Genomic DNA, 21988 nt, shown 5'->3' on the forward strand with positions numbered 1-21988 from the left:
TCGCCCTTTCCCCTTATTTCCTTCCCTCCGTTCTGTGCTGGATCAGCATGTGAGTTTTCTAGACTTTAAAGTCTTACATTTAAAAGTTGCACAGTCGCTTGGTCGTGCATTTTTATTTATAAGCTCATCTATCCAGCAGCACCTAACACCTAACACCTAACACCTAACACCTAACACCTAACACCTAACACCTAACACCTAACACCTAACACCTAACACCTAACACCTAACACCTAACACCTAACACCTAAGCAATTGTGATGTGAATCAGTTAGAAGTAGGAAGAAATAATAACTCATTGACCTATTTTGCCTTTATACAGCTATACAGCAATTATAAGGCTTCATTAAATATATTGAATGTCCAAGTTAGCTACAAATAGCTTAACTATGGGAAACAGGAAGCCCATCTGCAATCATCGGAATATTTCAAGTCAATACATCAATTACAATAGATTCACTGCAAGCAGAGTACATCAATGAAGTAAGCATTTGTCACCATATTAGCGCTGATCCTTCACTAGCAATCGCAAATTCAAAAGCGAATTAAATATAGCCCCGATCACATTAGCGTGACGGGGCTATATGGCGAGCGCCGTCTGTCAGACAAGGGCTTAGTCGCGCTTGAATTGCAGGGTGTGACGCTTGTTGTAGCGATCTAGACCGAGCTGGATGAGCTGGTCGAGTAGTTCTGGGTAGGATTTGCCGGTTTCGCGCCACAGGAGTGGGTACATGCTGTATGCGGTGAAGCCTGGCATGGTGTTGACTTCGTTGATCATGATTGCGCGGTCGCTACGGCGGACGAAGAAGTCGGCGCGGCATAGACCGTTACCATCGATCGCTTTGAAGGCACGCAGAGCGAGCTCGCGCAGGTTTTCTGCAAGCTCGCTATCGATCTCGGCTGGGATGATCATGCGGGAATTACCGTCGATGTATTTGGCATCGTAATCGTAGTAGTCGCTGGAGGATACGATCTCGCCAGGTACGGAAGCAAGCGGCAGCTCGTTACCGAGTACGCCGACTTCTACCTCGTGTGCATCTACAGCTTCCTCGACTACGACTTTCAGGTCAAAGCGCAGGGCATATTGGATCGCGCGTTCCAGCTCGGCGCGGTCTTTTGCTTTGCTGATGCCTACACTGGAGCCGAGATTGGCTGGTTTTACGAAGCATGGGAAACCGAGATTGTGCTCAATCGCGCCGAGAATATCGTGCGCATTCGCTTCATATTCCGCAGCGATGAACGTTTCGTATTTACATTGTGGCAAGCCTGCCTGAGCAAATAGACTTTTCATAATCGCTTTGTCCATACCTGCGGAGGATGCGAGTACACCCGCGCCCACGTAAGGCATATCCATCATTTCAAACAAGCCCTGAATTGTACCGTCTTCTCCATATGTACCATGCAGTAATGGGAACAATACGTCGATCAGGCTTTCCTGACCACTCAGCTTGCGCCACAGTACGCTCATCGCCTCAGCTGTAGCGGATTCGCCGCCGTTCAATTGCAAGGCTTCCAGGCTTGCTGGTGCGGCAGTATGCGTCTCTCCCATATTCCAGCGTCCCTGCTTATCGATATATACCGGTACTGCGTTATATTTGCCATAATCGAGTGCATTCATTACCGAAAATGCTGTTTGTAATGATACCTCGTGCTCACCGGATTTGCCGCCGTAGATCAGTCCTACGGTCAATTTTGCTGCTGTCATGTCGGAACCCCCGTTAATTGTTGTTCATATTTGGAATTATCATCTGAAAGTAAGGTCAAAAGGTACAGTCTTCGTTGCTGTCCGCGCTTGATATGCCGTTTACTGACTATAAAAATAGATCGGTGTGGCAAGCGAACAGGCAGGCTGTGTGATGGCCTTTATTCAGTATAAATGTTCAGGGGGACGGCTGCAAAAAAAGTTTGGTTATTTATATAAATCAGTCGCTTCAACGAAACGGTCATGATCTACTCCATCTCTGGCTTCATTTTCGTATCATTTTACTTGTAGGCAGCTTCTTTTATCTACATCAGAGTACTAAATGACTTCTAAGCCAATAAGAAAATAGCGCAAGCACATTAGCACACTTCATATGAATTACATTATTGAACTGCCCAAGCAACGATATTAATCGAGTGTCTTATAAGAAGATTGTTTATACAGTCAATAGCAAAAAGACGATACACTAGGTATCGCCTTTTTCACGTCAACCTATCATTTCAACGCATCATTTCCTAATTTAATCAGCATCTGCTATAGGAATACCAGCGCCGTTTATCTATATGGATGACACGCTGATCCAGTTATTACTGAATCTTCGCTGTGCTCGGCAGCACCATAATGCCATTGACAGCTTCCAGCAAAATGATACCAAACACAGCTGCTGCTGTATTATTGTAGTTCCCATAAAAGTCCACCAGATTATCATTATAGAACTGAATTACCATCGCTTCGAAAATAGGGAACACGACCTGAGAGGATTGAATCGGCATGTATGGGCGCACTTCCACACCTGTGAACAGCGGGTTACCCTTGAACGCTGTCTCAAACAGACTAGCCAGTCCCTGTGCATCCTTCGCCATCGCAGGCTGATACGGCTTGCGACTTCCGTCAACAACCTGAACCTTCACTGTCAGACCACCAAGTGGATATTGTGGAACGAGAATGGCTGCCAGTGCAGCGCCTTTATTTGCATCCTCTACTACAATCTCAACCTCGTATGGGTTTTGTGAAGTGTCCAGCGGCTCGACAGTTACCGAAGGGTCTTGCCCGATTGCACTATGAATCTGATTCCAAACAGCGTACCACGGTGGGGATAAGTGTACCATTGCCATGTCTCATTACCTCCTAATTTGTGGTGAATATGTAAGAACACTTCCGAGTATACGGAGTTAACGGAACATCTACAATCAAGAGAAGTTTAATGTTTGTTAAAGATTAGCTAAAGAAATCATTACAATTCACTCTATCTTTCTACGTTCGCTCCACATGGTCTATTTGACGTACTCCTTGATCTCATAATCGAGTCTTCCAAACTAGAATAATCCGTCAAAAGTCACCTCATCTCGTTTATTCGTACTTTTATTTTCGTCCTTTATTCATTATGATATTACTGTATGATTTAATCATAATTTACTTTTTTTAGAAAATAATAAGGAGCGTGTATGCATGCCCTGTGAGCGTGTCCTGATTGTGGAAGATGACGAAGACATTCGGAATATTTTGTTGTTTTATCTTCAGCGGGAACACTACGAGGTACAAACGGCTCAAAATGGCTACGAAGCTCTCGATATCGCACAGCAGTTCCAGCCCCAGCTTATTTTGCTTGATATTATGCTACCCGGTCTGGATGGTTATGAGGTATGTCGGGAGCTACGCAAGACGTGCACCGTTCCGATCTTATTTGTCAGTGGCAAGGATGAGGAAGCGGACAAAATTGTAGGGCTTAGTATGGGCGCTGACGATTATATCATCAAACCATTCAGCCCTCGCGAGCTGGTTGCACGCGTCAAAGCCCATCTACGGCGCTGCTCCACCTTTTCCATGCCACCTGAAAGCTCGGCTTCTGCCTCAGAGATCCTGCATTATGGCGAGCTGGAGATCAATCTCGCGAGTCATGTGGTGAAGCTTGGCAATCGTATCATTACATTGTCGACCAAGGAATTCAAAATCTTGTGCTGCCTGATGCGTCAGCCTCATCGAATCTATTCAGTGCAGCAGCTTTTTGATCAGGTATGGGGTACAGACAGCCTTGGCGATACACGTACCGTTATGGTACATCTGAGCAATCTACGCAAAAAGCTGGAGCATGATGTGCATAATCCGCAATATATCATTAATGTACGCGGTGCAGGCTACATGTTCGCGCCTGCCGACTGTTAGACGATTGAGACGAATCGATCAGATACACGCCCTCTCAAGCAGCAACATACCTCGTTTCTACATCGTAATCTTGCTCACGGCTGAGCATGCTTACGAACAACTACTTCCGTACAGAGAAGCTATAATCTGTACGGCGTTCTCTCCATACTGCAATCGCAACCACTACATTAATCATTTGAGCTAGTCTCCCATAGACCCCATGCCATTTGATCCCTATCTACTATCTATGTACTCCACTTCCGCCATCTGCCTTTTCTCGCATCTATTTTCATGCACCTGTTATACTTACATACGAGAAGCACTGTAAGTAAGAACTAGTATTGTCTGTTTATGGTATCTATGTCAGGACTCAAGCGCACATCATCGATCCTTCATTACCATCAAAAACCTCTTTACGCGCCCCGATGTAAACGGTATACTAAACATAGTGACTGTTTTTGAAATCAAGTTTCATTCTGTGAAACACTCATTCTGTATATACACGATTGTTTCTGTCAGATTGAATCTTTTTCACCACTTCCATCTTTTGCTGTAATTTGTAAGCCGTATTTCATTCAAGGAGGTTCATCTATGTCCGTTAAAGATTCATTTTCCGTTGGCCGTGAACTGAAAGTGAAAGACAAGAGTTACCGCTATTTCAGCCTTGAAGCGCTGAAAGAAAAAGGCTTTACCAGCATTGACAAGCTGCCATTCTCGATTCGCGTGCTGCTTGAAGCAGCCGTTCGTCAATTCGACGGTCGTGCGATCACTGAGGAGCATGTAAAGCAACTCGCGGGATGGGCTGAAGGCCGCGAAGAGAAAGAAATTCCATTTATCCCTGCACGTATCGTATTGCAGGATTTTACTGGCGTACCGGTCGTAGTAGACCTTGCCGCTATGCGCGATTACGTGAAAAGCCAGGGCGGCGATCCAAAGCAGATCAACCCGCTCGTACCGGTTGACCTCGTTATCGACCACTCTGTTATGGTAGATGCATTCGGTACTCCTGATGCACTTGAATATAATGTGAACGTTGAATTTGAGCGTAATGAAGAGCGTTACCGTTTCCTGCGCTGGGCGCAAACGGCATTCGATAACTTCCGCGCTGTGCCACCTTCGACTGGTATCGTGCACCAGGTTAACTTGGAGTACCTCGCTTCTGTAGCGGCTACCAAAACCGTTGATGGCGAAACACAGGTCTTCCCTGATTCCCTCGTAGGTACAGACTCCCACACTACTATGATCAATGGTCTTGGCGTAGTTGGCTGGGGTGTTGGTGGTATTGAGGCAGAAGCAGGTATGCTGGGACAACCGCTGTACTTCGTTATGCCTGAAGTTATCGGCTTTAAGCTGACAGGTAGCCTGAGCGAAGGCGCAACCGCAACTGACCTTGCACTGACCGTTACCGAAATGCTGCGTAAAAAAGGCGTAGTTGGTAAATTCGTAGAGTTCTATGGTCCGGGCCTTGCGAATATCAGTCTGGCTGACCGTGCAACGGTAGCGAATATGGCTCCTGAGTACGGTGCAACGATTGGTTTCTTCCCAGTTGATGAAGAAACACTGTTCTACATGCGCAACACAGGTCGTTCCGACGAGCAGGTTGAACTCGTTGAAGCGTACTACAAAGCGCAAAACATGTTCCGTACCTCCGAAACACCTGATCCGACCTTCACAGATGTGATCGAGCTAGATCTAGCTTCGGTTGTACCAAGTCTTGCAGGTCCGAAGCGTCCACAGGATCGCATCGAGCTGACAAACATGAAAACAAGCTACAACTCTGCAATCCGTACACCAGTTGAATCCGGTGGCTACGGTCTGTCCGATGCGAAGATCGCTGAGAAGATTCCAGTTCAGCATCCAAACGGCAAAAAGAGCGAAATGAGCGCAGGCGCTGTCGTTATCGCCGCAATCACAAGCTGCACGAACACCTCGAACCCGAGCGTTATGCTGGGTGCAGGTCTGCTCGCGAAAAAAGCCGTTGAGCGCGGACTTACCGTTCCAGGCTATGTGAAAACAAGTCTGACGCCAGGTTCCCTCGTTGTTACTGAGTATCTGCAAAAAGCAGGCGTGGATACCTACCTGGAGCAGCTCGGCTTCTACCTCGCAGGCTACGGCTGCGCAACATGTATCGGTAACTCCGGTCCATTGCCAGACGAAGTGAGTCAGGCGATTGCAGACAACGACATGACCGTTGCTTCTGTACTGTCTGGTAACCGTAACTTTGAAGGTCGCGTACACGCTCAGGTGAAAATGAACTACCTGGCTTCTCCGCCACTCGTTGTTGCCTACGCACTGGCAGGAACGGTAGACATCGATCTGACGAACGACCCAATCGGTCACGACCAGCAGGGCGAGCCCGTTTACCTGAAAGATATCTGGCCAACTGCGAAAGAAATCCGCGATGCGATCGCACTGTCGATCAATCCGGAAATGTTCCGCAGCCGCTATGAAAATGTATTTACAGCAAACAAGCGTTGGAACGAAATCCCTGTACCACAGGGCGAGCTGTACGAGTGGGATGAGAAATCCACATACATTCAGAACCCACCGTTCTTCCAGAACCTGGGCGACAACCTGAATGATATCGAGGATATCCGTCATGCACGCGTACTCGCACTGATGGGCGATTCCGTAACAACTGACCATATCTCGCCAGCAGGTAACATTTCCCCCTCTTCACCAGCGGGTCAATACCTGAAAGAGCGCAATGTTGAGCGCAAAGACTTCAACTCCTACGGCTCCCGTCGTGGTAACCATGAAGTTATGATGCGCGGTACATTTGCCAACATCCGTATCCGTAACCAGGTAGCTCCGGGCACCGAGGGCGGCGTAACGAAATACCTACCAACCGACGAAGTGATGTCCATCTACGATGCATCCATGCGCTACCAGGCAGAAGGCCAGAATCTGGTCGTTATCGCTGGTAAAGAGTACGGTACAGGTAGCTCCCGTGACTGGGCAGCAAAAGGTACGTTCCTGCTCGGCGTGAAAGCCGTTATCGCAGAAAGCTTTGAGCGTATCCACCGTAGTAACCTGGTCGGTATGGGCGTACTGCCACTGCAATTCCAGCAAGGCTATAGCTGGAAACAGCTGGGTCTGAACGGTACAGAAGTATTCGATATCGTAGGTCTGAGCAATGATGTAACACCAGGTCAAACCCTGAACGTTACAGCGAAGCGCGAAGACGGTACAACATTCGAATTCCCTGCAACCGTTCGTCTGGACAGCGCAGTAGACGTAGATTACTACCATAACGGTGGTATCCTGCAAACCGTTCTGCGTCAGATGATTCAGAACACGAACAAGGGTGAAACGGTTTAATTCGTTTTCGCTAATGATGTAATAGCCTTATACGCCTATACAACGCAATCGTATTGCTAGTAGAACGGCATGATGATCGAGAAAACAGCCTGCTGCTCCTGATGGAGTTAGCAGGCTGTTTTTGTTTATATATGGATCGATCGTGTGCCTGACTTATTGAATACACACGAGTTAAATACATATGAGCTTTGCTTATTTCATTTCGCGGTGACGGCGACGATAGCGTGATATCCAGAGCGAAGCCCACATGACCACTACAGCAGATACAAGGATACCCGCATATAATCGGTATCCATTGAACCATATATTACTCCCAGCGGATAATGGAATACTTGCTACCGTACTCAACCGTATAAGCTCCGCTGCACCGTCCGGGCTACTTAGCTTATAATTGCCTGAGCATGCACTGGTTGCAAGTGCGCCGCCCTCGTTATTATAGGCATACACAATATAACTGCTTCCCTTCTCAAATGTATAGCCGCAAGCTGCTGATTCTCCGCTCGTCTCTACTGACATACGTTGATGTACACCTTCCGACCATCCTTGCTGCACATCCAGCGTCACCTGCTTTGCATTCCATTCGGACGATATCATCGCTGGACGAATCGCGATGACTTTACCAGAAAATACAGCTTCTGCACGCTCTAGCTTATCTGAGAAGGAAGACTCCACTGCACAGCTACACGCATATGCTGATTTGGCTGTAAGTCCTGATATCGTGAATAGAAGTCCCGTACACGTTAAGAATACAAGTAGGGTATGAGCGATACGTTTCATAATAACCTCCTTGGATGGTACATCTGTACATTCTGTGAGTTTGTATCGCCTAAGTAGTTCGACTCTCTAGTTATATATGTATGTATATATTGAACACATGTAATAAGGATAATGTTGCTTTAAAACCTTTTTATTCCATTTCCAATTTAGAATCTCAGTTCTCAGTTCTCAGTTCTCAGTTCTCAGTTCTCAGTTCTCAGTTCTCAGTTCTCAGTTCTCAGTTCTCAGTTCTCAGTTCTCAGTTCTCAGTTCTCAGTTCTCAGTTCTCAGTTCTCAAGTATGCGATTGAATCGATCTGTATTTCAAAGAGATATTTTATACTCTAGATTTATTTGCTATACATTCATTCAAGAGACACGTTTACTCTAGTTAGTGATCCTAATAGCGATAATCGATTTACTTACAAATATGCTGCTCCATCTCAAACAGCACAATAAAAAAGCAGCCCCAGCGATACCGGATGTACTATCTCCGTATCACTGGGACTGCTTTTATCATGTGGATCACGTGCTTTATACGATTTTGCTTACGATACGATATGCTTTTCTGTTAGAACGAGACGATTCGCTCATCATCCTGTACACAATCTTGTACAGGAACTGGATTCGCATTCGCACCTTTTGACAGTTGGGCTTCTCATTATGTTTCTAAGTCTAATGCCACATCTACCGCAACTTAATCCCCATATCATGCGCCACCTCAATCAAAATCGGTGCATACTCATGCAGCTTGTCCATCGACAAACGGCTTACAGGCCCAGACAACGATAGCGATGCACGTAGCTGACCTGCACTATCAAAGATTGGCACAGCTACCGCCGCCGCACCCGGCTCGCGTTCCTCATAGCTCGTCGAATATCCACTCTGATGCACCTCATCTAATTGCTGACGGTACATATCTGGATCGACATTGGGCGGCCATTCGGACATACCGAGAATATGCTCGCGCTCCTGCTCGCTGGAGAAGGCGACCAGCACCTTACTAGATGCACCTACCGTTAATGGTAGACGGGCGCCGACTGGAGCAACACGGCGAATCGCCTGATTGCTCTGCACAGCTTGAATACGCAGACGCTCCGCACCATCGCGGATGTACAAACTGATCGTTTCGCCAAGACGGTCGCGCAATTGCTCCATATCTGGCAGTAGCATCGTTGCTGGATCATCACTCTGAGATAGATGGGTGGACAGCTCCCAAATTTTGATACCGAGGCGGTATTTATCGGTTGCGCTATTCCGCACAACGAAGCCCTTTTCCTCTAATGTGGCGAGCAGGCGATGCACGGTGCTTTTGTGCAGTCCAATCTCCGATGCAATCTCGGTGAGTCCCAGATCGCCAGACCGGGTAAAACAAAGTAGTATATCAAGCGCACGCTCAACGGCGCGCACCGTTAACTTGCGATCTTCCATTATCATTCGCCTCCACTGGCTGCTTCTATAGGCACAGCCGTTCTATGCTGCGATTGCTTGTAAATCTAGTTTCACGGAATGAAACCTGGTTACATAAATTATATCGAAGCTATGTGTAAACGTAAAGCAAAATAGACCGATAATGTATGTAAGGTTTGCGCTTGACGCTGGATACCGACTCAGGTCAGTGATACAATGATTTATTATGAAAACGGCTTGTTCCCTTGCTGAATATTGCCGTGTACTCCATGTATTTACCAAATTTTTTCATTTTCAGGAGGGGCCTTATTCCTATGTCTACCACTGCTGAACGTAACAACAGGACCCCGTCTTCTCAGCCGGACGAAACGCCCATTATGCTGACGCGGCAATTGCGCTTCAAGCATATTATTGTAGCTTTTTTATTGTCTATCGTATTTTTCTTTTTATTCTGTTTTGTAGCGTTGCACGCGTATATCGCGTGGGTGCTGTCCTATCCGACAGTCGCTAATGTGTACTCTAATCCAATGCAAGCGAAAAACATGCCGTACGAGGATATTTCCTTTCCCGCTCGGGACGGTAGTCGGATGATGCAGGGCTGGTATATTCCGGCGGAAACGAAGTCGAATAAAACGATTATTTTCAGCCACGGCTATGGTGCCAATCGGGAGGAAACGTGGATTCCGATGTACGATCTGGCTCATTTTGCACACAGACTTAATTTCAACGTGATTATGTTCGATTATGGCTTTGCCTCTAAAACGAATAAAGAAGTCGCTACCGGCGGTAAAAAGGAAGCCCAGCAGCTACTCGGAGCGATCGATCTCGCCAAACAGCGCGGTGCCAAGGAGCTGGTCGTCTGGGGCTTCTCGATGGGTGCAGGTACAGCGTTACAGGCTGGGCTGCTCACCGATCAGGTGGATGCGATGATTCTGGACAGTACATTCTTGCTGGAGCCGGATACGCTATACTACAACATCCGTCAGCAGCTCGATCTGCCACAGCATCCAACGATTGATATTATGGAAATGCTACTTCCGATCGTAAATGGAACGAGCTTGAATCAGATTCCTTATCCACAGGTAAAGAAAAAGGATTATCCGTTCCCGATCTTCTTTATCCATGGTACGCAAGACAGCAAGGCACCTTACCAGATCGCCGAGCTGCTCGCTGCCAACCAGACGAATCCGAATTCAGAGCTATGGGTTATTCCAGGCGCACATCATGAGCTGGAATTCCGCGAGCATCCGCGTGAATATCTGCGTAACGTATCCAACTTCCTTAGCAAGATTAATCTGGCTGCTTCGGAAGATGTGAAAAATGAACCGATGCTTGGTGATACAAACGGGGATACCGATGCAGGCTCGACTACCAACTCCACGCCAATCCCTGCGTCCGAGGCTGGAAAGCAGGACAACGGCGCCAGCATCGATAAGAATGGGGCGAAAAATCCAGATCCTGATCTGGATACGAATAATAGCAGTAGTCAGGGTACGCATAGTAGTACAAGTAGCGATAAAGGTAGTTCTGGTAGTTCTGGTAGTTCTAATGCTTCTAAGACTTCCACTACCTCTACGAATAGCACTGAGCCAAGCAGCACAGATACTTGACAGAAATAACTACATTAACCGACTGGTAAGATCATTTTCCAAGTTAGCTATACTCATGCAATATCATAAGATCGCCCCTTTCCTTGAGCACTTGTTGCTGTAACGGGAAGGGGCGATTTTTTCATTTATAATATATAGCTGTAGCCGATCTACAATTGTTTGACACTGCATCGTTTATTTACACTTTCTAGTCTTTCTCCTGCTTAGATAAGATGAGGGGCGTTGTATGTAATATATTGCTCATATGCAGGCTAAGGCTATATTTGTATGAATACGTTTTGGCTGTATTCATCTGCACGCTTAGCTGTGTTAGCGTTTTGCTTATCCTTTGGCTTTATATGTAGACTCGACCAGCTATAAGATATCCATAGCTGTCCTATCCGCTTTTCATACAGCTTCCGTATGATCTGGTCATTCCTGTTCTCCTCCATTTCCAGTACAAGCAAAAAACGCCTCCTTCCACGATGGAAAGAGACGTTTTTTGCTCGTTAGAAATATTTCGTTTAGGTCGATACCATTTGAACATAGATACGATGCAGCCAAGCCCATCGCTGTAATACAGTCATGTACGACATGACAGATGTACCTACGCGATATCATGTATGTTTTTGTACGATGTACAAGTGCGTTATATTTAGAATGTAATCGAGTTCGAATTTGTTGTAGGTGCGCCTATTCGTCCAATACTGTTCATTCATCCAACGGATCGAAGACTCGTGTCGTTCCCTCGTTAGCTGAATGATAGCCCTTTCAGGAAGAACGCTTCAATTCCATATGCACAGGGCTCATCTGCTCCGGTGCTTCGGCACAATGCTGACAGTGACCATGTAGTACGTACTTCACATGCTCCAATACATTCTCAATCTCATGTCCACACTTGCTGCATACGACAAAATTTTTGCTCTTGTATGTGTTGTTCATGTTGTCCTCACCTTTGTCTACAGAAGTTGTTCTAGACAGATATTCGGGCGGAGTAGCCTGCGCTACCAACCTGTCCCATCTAGTATTAACCCTGCGAACGACAAGCTAATCACGGAAACCTGTACAGAGCATGTAATATTTTGGAGCTACACTAAGGAAGCAAGTCGGCTATCTTGCAACGAATGTTAACGAAGCACCCGATCAATGATACGCTCTAGCAGCCCCCACGGAAGGATGCGTTTTGCCCATACGAGTATGCCTGTCCCTTGCCCTACGGCATAGCGAAGACGAGGACGACGCTTGTTCACCAGTCGCCCGATCAGCTGTGCCACCTGCTGTGGATCAGGCGCATGCTGTGAGCTATGGCGCGAGTAGGCTAGCACGGCTTCCAGATGGTCTTTATACGGCGAATCCTCGGCTGTATGAATCGCGGATAAGCCCTTATTCCAGATCGCTGTTCGATAAGCACCCGGCTCCACCAGTACGATATGCACACCATAGCGCGCCATCTCCTGCCGCAGGCTTTCGCTAAATCCCTCAACGGCGAATTTTGAGGTCGTATAGGGTGCATAGCCTGGAAAGGCAGCGATGCCGCTAATGCTGCTCATATTAATGATCATACCGCTACGCTGCTGGCGCATGATCGGCAGCACCGCACGCGTGACCGCAATCACGCCAAACACATTCGTCTCCAGCTGAGAACGCCATGCTTCCATCGGCACATGCTCAACAAAGCCACCTGCCGCATAGCCTGCATTATTAATCAGCACATCCAGCCGTCCATACTGCTGGACGATGCCAGCAATCGCCTGTGCAATCGAGTGATCCTCGTTCACATCCAAGCGTACATAAGCGATCTGCGCTTGTAACCCTTCCTGTATCGCCTGCTGCTCCAATTGCTCGCGGCGAGATAGATCACGCATCGTTGCGATCACATGCCAGCCCTGTCTGGCGAGCACGAGCGCAATGAGTAGCCCGAATCCGCTGGAGCTACCGGTAATGAGTGCCACGCGCTTATCCGAATGACCCTGCCCAGCAGTAGCTTGCTGTGGTGAGGAAGAATGCAGCGTTCTATTTGCTTTTGCCATGCGAGCGTCTCCTTTCCGTGCTATCTTTACTAATTTCATATGTAGAGGGATATGTGATCTACTATAATACCGCACATATCCTGTAAAAGACGACAATCGATATTAGCAGTATTACAGCTTTAGCTTTTGAATAAGCGGTACACCGATACGGTACAATAGCTGCTCCAGCAGCCACCAGCCGCTGCGAATGGCGAGTGAGCTACTGCGATCATACACAGCAGAGACTTCTAGTACACCGTAGGCACCGCGATTACGCTTGAATTGACCGACACCGGAGCTTTCGTGTAGTAGCTGTCCACGCTTTTCAGACAGATCAATCAGCAAGATCGATAGCATACGATACAGCCCCGTTTCTGCCGGAAGTGTTGTATCATAGCCGAATAGCGGCGTAGTCATCACGGCATCACGTCCAAAAAAGCCAAGCACTGCGTCTAAACGTCCATCTTTGCGCAAGCCGTAGATATGCAGCAGCCGCTCACGGAGCGCCAGGCGGAAGAATGGCTCGGTAAACTGCGGATTGTACGCCGAATATTTATCGATATACAGCATCCGATATAGCTCGGCAATACGAGGAATATCCTGCTCCTTGATCGCACCCGGCTCCACCACTTCATATTGTCTCGAATCGATCAGGCGACGATCGCGCTTAATCACCCAGCGCGTACGTGAGCTCACACCGGTCTGATGATCAAATAAATAAATTTGCCGACTCGGAATGAGCCGACAATGGAGCTGCTTCAGGGTCGATTGTACGATCGGAGTCGTCACCTCGTTCAGCGAACGCCAGATCACCACATGCTTCGGATAACGAAGCTGTACCGCCTGCTGCACTGCCTCTACCTGCTCTGCTGTTAGCTGTGGATACAGATTGGTGGAGACGAGCCAGTTATTGATTTGTACCACCCGGTTAAAATGAATCCGCCGCAAGCACCAGCCGATACCGCGTAACAGCAGGGCTAATGCCTTTTCCAAGCGCGGACGCTGGAGCATCGCCAGCTCTTCCTCCGCATACGATACATAATGGGTGTAAGGTGAGCACACATACGAATTCGTATACTCCGCTTCGTTAACCGTGATCGGCAACGGAATGCCGTCTACAGTAAGCACCAGCAGCTCCGTTTGCACATTGGCTACATAAGTATATACACCCTCCTGTAGCATCGGGAGCAGATATCGTCTGGCATAGCTGCCGTACGCATCCTCCGGCCATACGAGCTGGTGTATATTTTCGGAGCTATACCAGACCACGGTCGCCATCTGGCTTCCATCTCCTTTCTACGCGTCTAAGCTTCACCGGCCCTGGCTCGAACGCATACTCGCCAAATCGAATCGCTGGCAACGCTCCATGAAGCCCCGCACACAGCTGCTTGAGGCGTTCGCGAATCTGCGCTTCCACTGCCGCACGGGATTCCTCTCCGCTCAGGCGATACAGAATTTCTAGCCGATCGCTATCATGCTGGATCACCTGATAATGCTCAATCTCCGGTGAAGCGGAGATTACTGCACGGGTAACCAGATCAGGGAACAACGGCACGAGCGGACGATCCAGCTCCTGCTGTTCATGCTCCTCCTGCCAGTCCTGCTCATCTTCATCCAGCTGACGAATATATAAAATATCGTCGCAGCGCCCTTCAATGCGCTCCACAGCGGTAAACGATGAACCACAAGCACATGGCTGCTCTGCCAGCGTCAAAATATCATTGAGTCGATAGCGTATGATTGGCTGCGCCCGGCGTGAAAAATCCGTAATAATCGGTACAAACCGCCGCTTATCCTCATCGATATATTCCCGATCAATATGCACGATATCCTCATTCAGATGCAGTGTCCCATGCTCACAGGTCGCTCCAAGAAAGCCCTCTGTGCACTGATACACCTGATGCACGCGCTGCTGAAAGGCATCCTCAATACGCTGGCGATCCAGCGGATCGAGCACCTCAGCAACCGAGATGATGCGCCACGGCTTCACCGTTAATTTGCCTGCATGGGCAGCATCCGCAAGTAAGCGTAACAAGGAGGCTGGCGCTACCCAGATATCTGGACACTCCTGCTCCAATACCATAAGATGCTGCTCCATCGGTACCATCAGATCAAAATAACGAAATTCCAGCTTTCCCTTACGCACCGATTCGTACAAATTGCTATTCGCACGCAGAAAAAAGGCAATCCGGTGTGACTCACGCAAGCCGCCTGGTAGCAGCTTCGCCAGTACCGTCCCTGTCCACGCATCCTGCTCCTGCGGACTGACCAGAAATAGTCCACGATTACCCGACGTACCCGAGGACAGCCCAATCGTCACCCCATGTAGCTGTGGCTCAAAGTCCCTCGTCCGTTCCGCCTCTAGCGCAATATCCTGCGCCTGTGTACGAGATAGTCCCACCGTATTCAATTCATCAAATTGCTCCATCATCACGCCTTTATCAATCATCGGAAATTGGCGCCAATCCGCGTCTGCTCGCCCTTCCCACCACTGACGATAAAAGGCAGCGTGACGACGCACCCATTTTACATGGCGTAGCACCTGACGCTCCTGCCAGCGCTCCAATGCTGCTCGATTCGACCAGCGCTGTGCTCGTCCTCGTGTTCGTAAATAGTGATACAAAATGCGCAATGTATTGGTCATCCGTGCCATTCTCCTCCCCATGCGTCCAGTGCCTCCCGGCAATGACTCGGTACAATTCGTAGCTGCGGATGAAGCAGATGCCAGGCGCGTAACCGCTGCATATTGGTCGCATATTGCTGCCTGTTCGACATGATCAGATTCGCTGCTGGATGCGGGTTACGATCCTCCATAAACGCCCGGCTTGACCAGACCGTATCTGCACACAATAAATACTCCTGCTCCCCCGCCACCACCAGTAGCCCAATCATCCCTTCCGCATGCCCTGACAGCTCCAACGCCAGCACACTTCCATCTCCGAACAGATCGTAGCAAGCAGCCTGGTGCTCTTGGTGCTCTTGGTGCTCTTGGTGCTCTTGGTGCTCTTGGTGCTCTTGGTGCTCTTGGTGCTCTTGGTGCTCTTGAAGACCATAACCACGTGAATCATTCATCAGTGCTTGTTTACTTGAAGCATCATGCTCATGCTTCTTCAGGTGCTCTTGATTCTCTTGGCGACTACGATCATCCGAATCACCCACTTGCGCTGACCCACTAGAAGCATCACCATCAGGCTCACGATTCTCCTGCCGCTCCGCCACCGCTCGACTCCAGCTCCCCGGCTCATATCTCACATTCCAATCCTGCCGGGTAAAAGGCAACGACCGCTTTTCAAAATCTTCAGGCAACAGTCCGCGCAAAAAGCCTGCCTTCACCGCACGAATCGATCTCAGCCCTCGCACCGCATCATACGCTTCCTGCAAATAAATAAACTGCGCCTGCGGAAAATCCCGTACAGCCGCAATATGATCTCCATGAAAATGAGACAAAATCACATACCGAATCTCGTCCGCGCGTACTCCAGCTTGTTCGAGCTGCTGCACAGCATGATCCTGCTCGGTATACACCACAGGTGTCGTATAGCGATACAGCGACTCGGGTAGCGAAGCCGTTTCCGCAAAAAAGCGACGACTATACCCTGTATCAAACAAAATCGGTCCAAGCTGCGGATGGCGAATACAGGCAAAGCCCGCCGGAAATGCGACCGGTCGCAAGTTCCCACCCCGAATCGTCAAAAATTCAGGATGTGTACAATATCCTGCTGCGCCGATCCATAGCGATACCGGCATACGACTTTGCATCCTATTCTCCCCCTATCGATTATGTATGTCATCGTTCGTCTATCTGTTGTTTTGTTCTGCTTTCCACCACTCGGCAAACTGGCGCAACCCTTGCTTCACCGTGACCGTTGGCGTATAGCCCAGCTCATGCTGTGCTTTGCTAATATCCAGCGTGTGAGGAACCGCGATCGAGCTAACTGTATAACGGGTTAGCGTAGGCTCCCCTTGTAGCGGTAATAAGCGGTAAGCAGCCTCCAGCATCGCTGCCACCCCATAAGCAGCGCGATAAGGAATCTGTCTAGTTCGCAGCGGTAGATCCAATAGCTCGAACAACTCACGCACCAGTTCGCGAAACGGTAATGCCTCTCCATTGGAAATGTTATACGTTTGCCCCAGCGTAGATGCAGGAGAATCGCAGCATAACAGCATCGCCTGTAGCAGATTGTCCACACAGGTCAGATCAATCTCCGCCTCACCGCCGTTTAACAGTGGTACACCGGATTGTTCACTCGCGCGTAGCAATCGCGGCAATAGCGCCTGCTCCTCTGGCCCAAAGATCGCACGCGGACGTAGCATAATGACAGGTAATTGCGCCTCCTGCCAGCGCTGTTCCAGCCATTGCTCTGCGATCCGTTTGGTTGCCGCATAGTGATTAGCAGCACGCGCAGGCAATGGATCGCTTTCCTTGATCCGATAACGCGGCTTATAGTCAAAATAAACGCTTGGAGTCGATACATGGACAAGGCGCTCTACATCCTCACGCTTACAGCCCTCCGCTACATACTTCGTGCCCTCTACATTGCTATCGTAGAAGTCACGATACCGTCCCCAGGGTGAAGACAATGCACCACAATGAAATACAAACTCCTGACCACAGCAAGCACCCAGTATAAGCTCCCGATCACGCAGATCAGCCGCGACAAATCGTATCCCGTCTGCCATCAGTTGTCGTCCAGCCTGTTCATTTCGTCCGGTTGCGGTGACGTCCCAGCCCAGACGATGCAGATGCCGTGCCAGATGCCCACCAAGAAAGCCTGTCGCTCCAGTCACAAGTGCCTTTTTCATATCTAACTCCTTTCCGATCCTGCATCGATCCCATTCCATTCGATATCGTGCGTTAACGCCTCGACGATCGATATCCGTTCACGGCGACTGATTCGCCATGCCGCCCACAGTAGGCGTAGCTGTCCATACGCAGGCATACGATCATGATGGCGATATATCGCATCCTCTGCACTACGAAGTGCCTCTCGCCATTGCCTCCACTGCTGTCTGCTCCAGCGTCTGCCCAGTCCGCTCACCAGCATGGGCAGTGTGAGCATAACGCGTCTACCCGGCTGCGGTTGAATGATCGTACCGTTTGCCACCAGTTCAGCAGGATATAAAAGTGCCTGCTCCAATCCATCCTCCGGACGGAATAAATGTACACCGCTGGTCGCGCGCGGATTGCATTCTAGCGGATAGAGCTCGCCTGTGTGCTGCTGTTCGATCAGATCAAAGCTAAGCTGTCCGCTAAAACGATGGAGTCGCCGTGACGCATCAGAACTACGCATATCAGCTTCATCCTCCTGCTGCGCATTGTCCAGCTCATTCCAATGGCTCATTAGCGTCTGCACCCATTCCAGCGTATCTGGACGCTCCAACGCTTCAAAATGCACACTCGCTCCAGCACGACTATTGCGATACCGACATCGATATGTCGCATGTGCCACCACAGTACCCTCATGCACAATGCTGTACGTGCATAGCTGCTCACCTGCGATAAACTGCTGAGCAATCCACGGTTGCTGCCTGGACAGCGTAGCAGGTGGAGGGGCATGATAAGAGTTCCATCTGCCTGAATTCGATGCATTCAAGCTGGGCGAAGCAGTAGAAGAAGTATGGATTCGCTTTACTTCTGGGTTTATTTTTGGGTTTATTTTTGGGTTTATTTTTGGGTTTATTTCTCGCTTTGTTCCTGATTTTCTCCCTGCTTCTACTTCTACTTCTGTTCCCGTTTCAGTCTCTGTTTCCGAGCCTGGCTCTGTTTTCAATCCAAATCTGTGTTGTGCTTCTGATTCTAATTCCAGTTCGGACGAACTCCCCATTTCACACTCTCGCTGAGCGTCTTTTGTAAGCTCTGCTTTCCCCGTCCCTCCAGTATATCCTTCCGGTGGTAACCACACCTGCGAGGCAAATCGCGAATACGCCGGTTTCAACACAATCGGTCTTCCGTCCTGCCAGGCTTGCAGCTGCGTCTGCCGCCATTGCTGTTCATTCTCCAGCAATACCGTATCCGGCACTAGCAGTCCGGCTGCACGTACCCGCTCAATAAAGGCTCCTTTGTGGTGCAGACGATGTAGCTGAGCCAGCGTTGGCGAGATGACCCGTACATGCTTCGATAAGCTCTCCAGCCCACCAGCAATATGAAAAATCTCCTCACAGGTCGGTAGCAGTAGATCAATCTGCTCGTGAGACACAATTCGCTCCAATTCTGTTAGAAAAGCACCCGGCTGCTGCCTTGGCGCAGGCACGCTATAGCAGCGTCGCACCGTATTGGAATACCGACAGAGCGGCTGCGGGAAGCTCTCCGCCACATACACCTTATGCCCGGCAGCATGCAGCAGTCGGCACCATTCCAGCGCTACAGGTGCACGACCGCCGGTGATCAGAATACGCAGCGCTCGCTGATCAGTAATCAAGCACCATGCCTCCCAGTGTCAGCCCTGCCGCTGTACCGATCAGTAGTAGCCGATCGCCACGCTGAATCCGTTTTTGCACAATCGCTTCATGTAAGCCCATCGGGATCGATGCTGCAATCGTATTGCCATGATTAGGCGTAATATTCATAAACTGCTGTTCGCCAATACCTAGCTTTCTCCGCAATACACGCATCGCCATCGCGCTCCCCTGATGCGGAATAACGAGCTGGAAATCCTTCATCGACGTATTCGCTCCGCTTAATAGCTCATCCATAAAATCAGGTAGCAACCGCGATGCCATTTTGAAAATACCTGTACCATCCATCTGGAACGTAAACGAACGCTCCGAGGGCTGTGATCGTTCTGGTGGGAAGCGTGTTCCGCCACCTGGAATTTCGGAATATCTGGCTCCACGACTGTATGTGTGAAGGGAAGTATGTATAATAGCTGATGCTTCATCCGGTTCAGCAGGCCCAATCACAACAGCCGCTGCTCCATCTCCAAATAAGATTGCACTCTCTTTGTGACTCCAATCCAGTCCAGCAGAAGCAACTTCTGTAGCGACCAGCAAAATATACCGATAGCGTCCAGCCGTGATCATATACGACATCGTGTCCAGTCCCACTAAAAAGCTCAGACAGGTCGCATCCATATCAAATACAGGCACGCCCGAATCCTGTGCACCAAGCGCCTGCTGAATAAAGGAAGCGGTGCTTGGTAGTGGCTGCTCCTTCGTTCCGCTTGTACATACAAGGCAGTCGATATCGGTAAATTCAAGCCCTGCCGCTTCTAATGCCATACGTGCCGCCGCAGCGCCCATCGACGATGCCGTCTCGCCTTCGCTCACATAATAACGCGTACCTACGCCACCTGCTTTGGCAGCCCAGCCCGGCTTTACACCCAGACGACGATCAACCTCTTCATCGGTTACCGCCATCGACGGCATGTATTTGCCCGTTCCTAAAATTTTCACCTTACGATATTGCATAGCTATCCCTCTAATCTGTAATGTACTGGTGTTCGATTCCGTGCTGGCGCCCCCTTTTGCATCCTATGCTCCAGCACGGCAGTGCTTTATTTTCCGAATACATTCTGCTCTACAGGTCGATTAATCATCATAACGACTACGTAATTCCTGCATCGTTTGCTGGATATCCTGCTCATCGATCACGCCATGGATCGAATGAAGCGGTGCAGGCTTGCCGCCATTCAGCAGCTTTTGCAGCTCCAGCATATAATCAGCCACCGATGGCACGCCAACCAGCTCATTTAGACCGCCCATCGTACCTGGACGCACAATCGGATAATTTTTATCCGCATCCTGTGGCCCGGTTGCCAGATCATAAAATCGCTTAATCTGTGCCGCCAGCTCTTCTCCATTGCCTTCAACAATCACAAACGCGGTGATCATATACGCCTTCGCCTGACGGCGCTGCGCAATCCCACAAAATTTACGACCATCGATACTAATATCATAATCGCCCGGACAAAAGGCTCCATCCACCTCACCTGTATGCACCTGCACACTCCACGGATGCACCGCCCGGCTGATCCATTCCGCCATAAAACGAAAATCGTCATGGATATTAATCCGTTGCTTCGGATTCGGTAGCATGATCGATAGATTTAAAACCCCCGGCTTTAGCGGTACAGCCGCTCCACCGGATGCACGCACTGCCACCGAGGTTCCCTCCTGACGAAACTGCTCCATCGCCTCGACCGCGCCGCTCAAACGTCGATCCCGCAATCCGATCGTCATCGCATCCTCATGTGTCCACATATGAATCACAGGCCGATGACCCTGCCCAACACGGCGGCACATCAGCTCTTCCCATGCCATCGGCTCCAAAATCGATACATCCCGACCGAACGTTGGTGTAAAATACCAGACCGCTTCCTCCAAAACCTCGGGAATAAACGACATGCCTTCCGCTTGTGGATACCCTTGATCTGCTTGCTCCATCGTCATCTTACCGCCTCCTGCCTTTTGCTCCTGCTTCGTCTGTATGGTGTTATTTACCACATGCATATTCATCCTGTATCATGCTGATGCTTACATTTCATTTACGTATCTGCATAAAAGAGAGGTATATCAAAATGATCATTTCTCAAATCATGTTATTATCCTTATTCAGTCTGTTTATTATACCAGTTTTTATGCGAATTTTTTGACAGGATATGCGGATGTCACTAGATCCAGCATACAGGAACTCTATAGCCAATATGAATTCAGCTAACATGGCGTGAACAGCCGATGAGCGTACATATTTTCGCATATACTTTTATGTAGTGATCTGGTACATTTTATATCATGAATATAGCATTATGAGCTTTACACCTAGTGAAACCGAATATAATGAATGGTTTTCTAACATGTTTAACAATAAAAAATACGCCTAATTAGATTGATCTTAGATTTCCTTAGTTTAATGTAAAATATACTTCCAATTAAGCTCCCATCAAATCATCGTACATTAATGTAATGGATACTACTCCGTCTAATTCCTCATATAGCATAAACAAACTGCTAGCATCATAAGCCATCTAGCACTACGCACCATTTAGCAAGATTAACTATCGAAATAGCAATACATTATGGGTCGATCCTTGCTTTCATGAATAGCCAAATCGTATATACCTT

At 48.8% G+C, this 21988-nt stretch carries 15 protein-coding genes and 1 pseudogene; 3 read left to right on the forward strand and 13 right to left on the reverse strand.

Going from position 1 to position 21988, the window contains the following annotated elements; all coding sequences use genetic code 11:
- Positions 1–613 precede the first annotated feature (613 nt).
- Both IEX62_RS11585 and IEX62_RS11590 read right to left on the reverse strand, forming a co-directional pair.
- Positions 614–1705, reverse strand: coding sequence for a D-alanine--D-alanine ligase (locus IEX62_RS11585; protein ID WP_188775695.1), 1092 nt, complete (start codon positions 1703–1705; stop codon positions 614–616).
- Positions 1706–2289: 584 nt separating this feature from the next.
- Positions 2290–2817: a hypothetical protein gene (locus tag IEX62_RS11590; RefSeq protein ID WP_188775696.1), complete on the reverse strand. Its 528-nt coding sequence runs from the start codon at positions 2815–2817 to the stop codon at positions 2290–2292.
- Positions 2818–3151: 334 nt separating this feature from the next.
- Here IEX62_RS11590 and IEX62_RS11595 point away from each other — a divergent pair, with 334 nt between their 5' ends.
- The gene (locus tag IEX62_RS11595; RefSeq protein ID WP_188775697.1) at positions 3152–3865 is read left to right on the forward strand and encodes a response regulator transcription factor; all 714 of its coding nucleotides are present in this window, start codon (positions 3152–3154) and stop codon (positions 3863–3865) included.
- A gap of 570 nt (positions 3866–4435) precedes the next feature.
- Complete coding sequence (acnA, locus tag IEX62_RS11600) at positions 4436–7165, forward strand: aconitate hydratase AcnA (RefSeq protein WP_188775698.1); 2730 nt, start codon at positions 4436–4438, stop codon at positions 7163–7165.
- Between the two features lie 192 nt (positions 7166–7357).
- Here acnA and IEX62_RS11605 read toward each other — a convergent pair whose 3' ends face one another.
- Together IEX62_RS11605 and IEX62_RS11610 are read right to left on the reverse strand one after the other, a co-directional pair.
- Positions 7358–7942, reverse strand: a complete 585-nt coding sequence (locus IEX62_RS11605; RefSeq protein WP_188775699.1) for a hypothetical protein — start codon at positions 7940–7942, stop codon at positions 7358–7360.
- Positions 7943–8607: 665 nt separating this feature from the next.
- On the reverse strand, positions 8608–9351 hold the full coding sequence (locus IEX62_RS11610) for an IclR family transcriptional regulator (protein WP_188775700.1): 744 nt from the start codon (positions 9349–9351) through the stop codon (positions 8608–8610).
- A gap of 293 nt (positions 9352–9644) precedes the next feature.
- Here IEX62_RS11610 and IEX62_RS11615 point away from each other — a divergent pair.
- Positions 9645–10622 (forward strand): annotated as a pseudogene (locus IEX62_RS11615) (alpha/beta hydrolase); the annotation flags it as partial.
- Between the two features lie 1068 nt (positions 10623–11690).
- On the opposite strand, the gene IEX62_RS11620 reads toward IEX62_RS11615, so the two are convergent.
- The 9 genes from IEX62_RS11620 to IEX62_RS11660 form a co-directional block, all read right to left on the reverse strand.
- Positions 11691–11861, reverse strand: a complete 171-nt coding sequence (locus IEX62_RS11620; RefSeq protein WP_188775701.1) for a hypothetical protein — start codon at positions 11859–11861, stop codon at positions 11691–11693.
- Positions 11862–12046: 185 nt separating this feature from the next.
- Entirely contained in the window at positions 12047–12949 is a 903-nt protein-coding gene (locus IEX62_RS11625) for an SDR family oxidoreductase (protein WP_188775702.1), read from the reverse strand.
- Positions 12950–13060: 111 nt separating this feature from the next.
- Positions 13061–14206: a GNAT family N-acetyltransferase gene (locus IEX62_RS11630; RefSeq protein ID WP_188775703.1), complete on the reverse strand. Its 1146-nt coding sequence runs from the start codon at positions 14204–14206 to the stop codon at positions 13061–13063.
- Positions 14184–15572 carry a F390 synthetase-related protein gene (locus tag IEX62_RS11635; protein ID WP_188775704.1) on the reverse strand — a complete coding sequence of 463 codons (1389 nt, stop codon included), beginning with the start codon at positions 15570–15572 and terminating at the stop codon, positions 14184–14186. The genes IEX62_RS11630 and IEX62_RS11635 overlap by 23 nt, the downstream gene beginning before the upstream one ends.
- Entirely contained in the window at positions 15569–16687 is a 1119-nt protein-coding gene (locus tag IEX62_RS23765) for an MBL fold metallo-hydrolase (RefSeq protein ID WP_229685740.1), read from the reverse strand. Before IEX62_RS23765 ends, IEX62_RS11635 begins: the two co-directional genes overlap by 4 nt.
- Positions 16688–16726: 39 nt before the next feature.
- On the reverse strand, positions 16727–17731 hold the full coding sequence (locus IEX62_RS11645) for an NAD-dependent epimerase/dehydratase family protein (protein WP_188775705.1): 1005 nt from the start codon (positions 17729–17731) through the stop codon (positions 16727–16729).
- A gap of 2 nt (positions 17732–17733) precedes the next feature.
- On the reverse strand, positions 17734–19347 hold the full coding sequence (locus tag IEX62_RS11650) for an ATP-grasp domain-containing protein (RefSeq protein WP_188775706.1): 1614 nt from the start codon (positions 19345–19347) through the stop codon (positions 17734–17736).
- Positions 19337–20335, reverse strand: coding sequence for a beta-ketoacyl-ACP synthase III (locus IEX62_RS11655; protein WP_188775707.1), 999 nt, complete (start codon positions 20333–20335; stop codon positions 19337–19339). The genes IEX62_RS11650 and IEX62_RS11655 overlap by 11 nt, the downstream gene beginning before the upstream one ends.
- 120 nt (positions 20336–20455) lie before the next feature.
- On the reverse strand, positions 20456–21370 hold the full coding sequence (locus IEX62_RS11660) for a lipoate--protein ligase family protein (RefSeq protein WP_229685741.1): 915 nt from the start codon (positions 21368–21370) through the stop codon (positions 20456–20458).
- Between the last annotated feature and the right edge of the window lie 618 nt (positions 21371–21988).

It is taken from the genome of Paenibacillus hunanensis (assembly GCF_014645615.1).
Lineage (GTDB): Bacteria > Bacillota > Bacilli > Paenibacillales > Paenibacillaceae > Saccharibacillus > Saccharibacillus hunanensis.

What these genes read in the sequence shown, in the direction of transcription:
- IEX62_RS11630 (WP_188775703.1), bottom strand. Translation starts at nt 14,206, where the DNA reads ATGGCGACCGTGGTCTGGTATAGCTCCGAAAATATACACCAGCTCGTA.
- acnA (WP_188775698.1), top strand. Translation starts at nt 4,436, where the DNA reads ATGTCCGTTAAAGATTCATTTTCCGTTGGCCGTGAACTGAAAGTGAAA.
- IEX62_RS11635 (WP_188775704.1), bottom strand. Translation starts at nt 15,572, where the DNA reads ATGACCAATACATTGCGCATTTTGTATCACTATTTACGAACACGAGGA.
- IEX62_RS11585 (WP_188775695.1), bottom strand. Translation starts at nt 1,705, where the DNA reads ATGACAGCAGCAAAATTGACCGTAGGACTGATCTACGGCGGCAAATCC.
- IEX62_RS11595 (WP_188775697.1), top strand. Translation starts at nt 3,152, where the DNA reads ATGCCCTGTGAGCGTGTCCTGATTGTGGAAGATGACGAAGACATTCGG.
- IEX62_RS11625 (WP_188775702.1), bottom strand. Translation starts at nt 12,949, where the DNA reads ATGGCAAAAGCAAATAGAACGCTGCATTCTTCCTCACCACAGCAAGCT.
- IEX62_RS11645 (WP_188775705.1), bottom strand. Translation starts at nt 17,731, where the DNA reads ATGAAAAAGGCACTTGTGACTGGAGCGACAGGCTTTCTTGGTGGGCAT.
- IEX62_RS11610 (WP_188775700.1), bottom strand. Translation starts at nt 9,351, where the DNA reads ATGGAAGATCGCAAGTTAACGGTGCGCGCCGTTGAGCGTGCGCTTGAT.
- IEX62_RS11590 (WP_188775696.1), bottom strand. Translation starts at nt 2,817, where the DNA reads ATGGCAATGGTACACTTATCCCCACCGTGGTACGCTGTTTGGAATCAG.
- IEX62_RS23765 (WP_229685740.1), bottom strand. Translation starts at nt 16,687, where the DNA reads ATGCAAAGTCGTATGCCGGTATCGCTATGGATCGGCGCAGCAGGATAT.
- IEX62_RS11655 (WP_188775707.1), bottom strand. Translation starts at nt 20,335, where the DNA reads ATGCAATATCGTAAGGTGAAAATTTTAGGAACGGGCAAATACATGCCG.
- IEX62_RS11605 (WP_188775699.1), bottom strand. Translation starts at nt 7,942, where the DNA reads ATGAAACGTATCGCTCATACCCTACTTGTATTCTTAACGTGTACGGGA.
- IEX62_RS11620 (WP_188775701.1), bottom strand. Translation starts at nt 11,861, where the DNA reads ATGAACAACACATACAAGAGCAAAAATTTTGTCGTATGCAGCAAGTGT.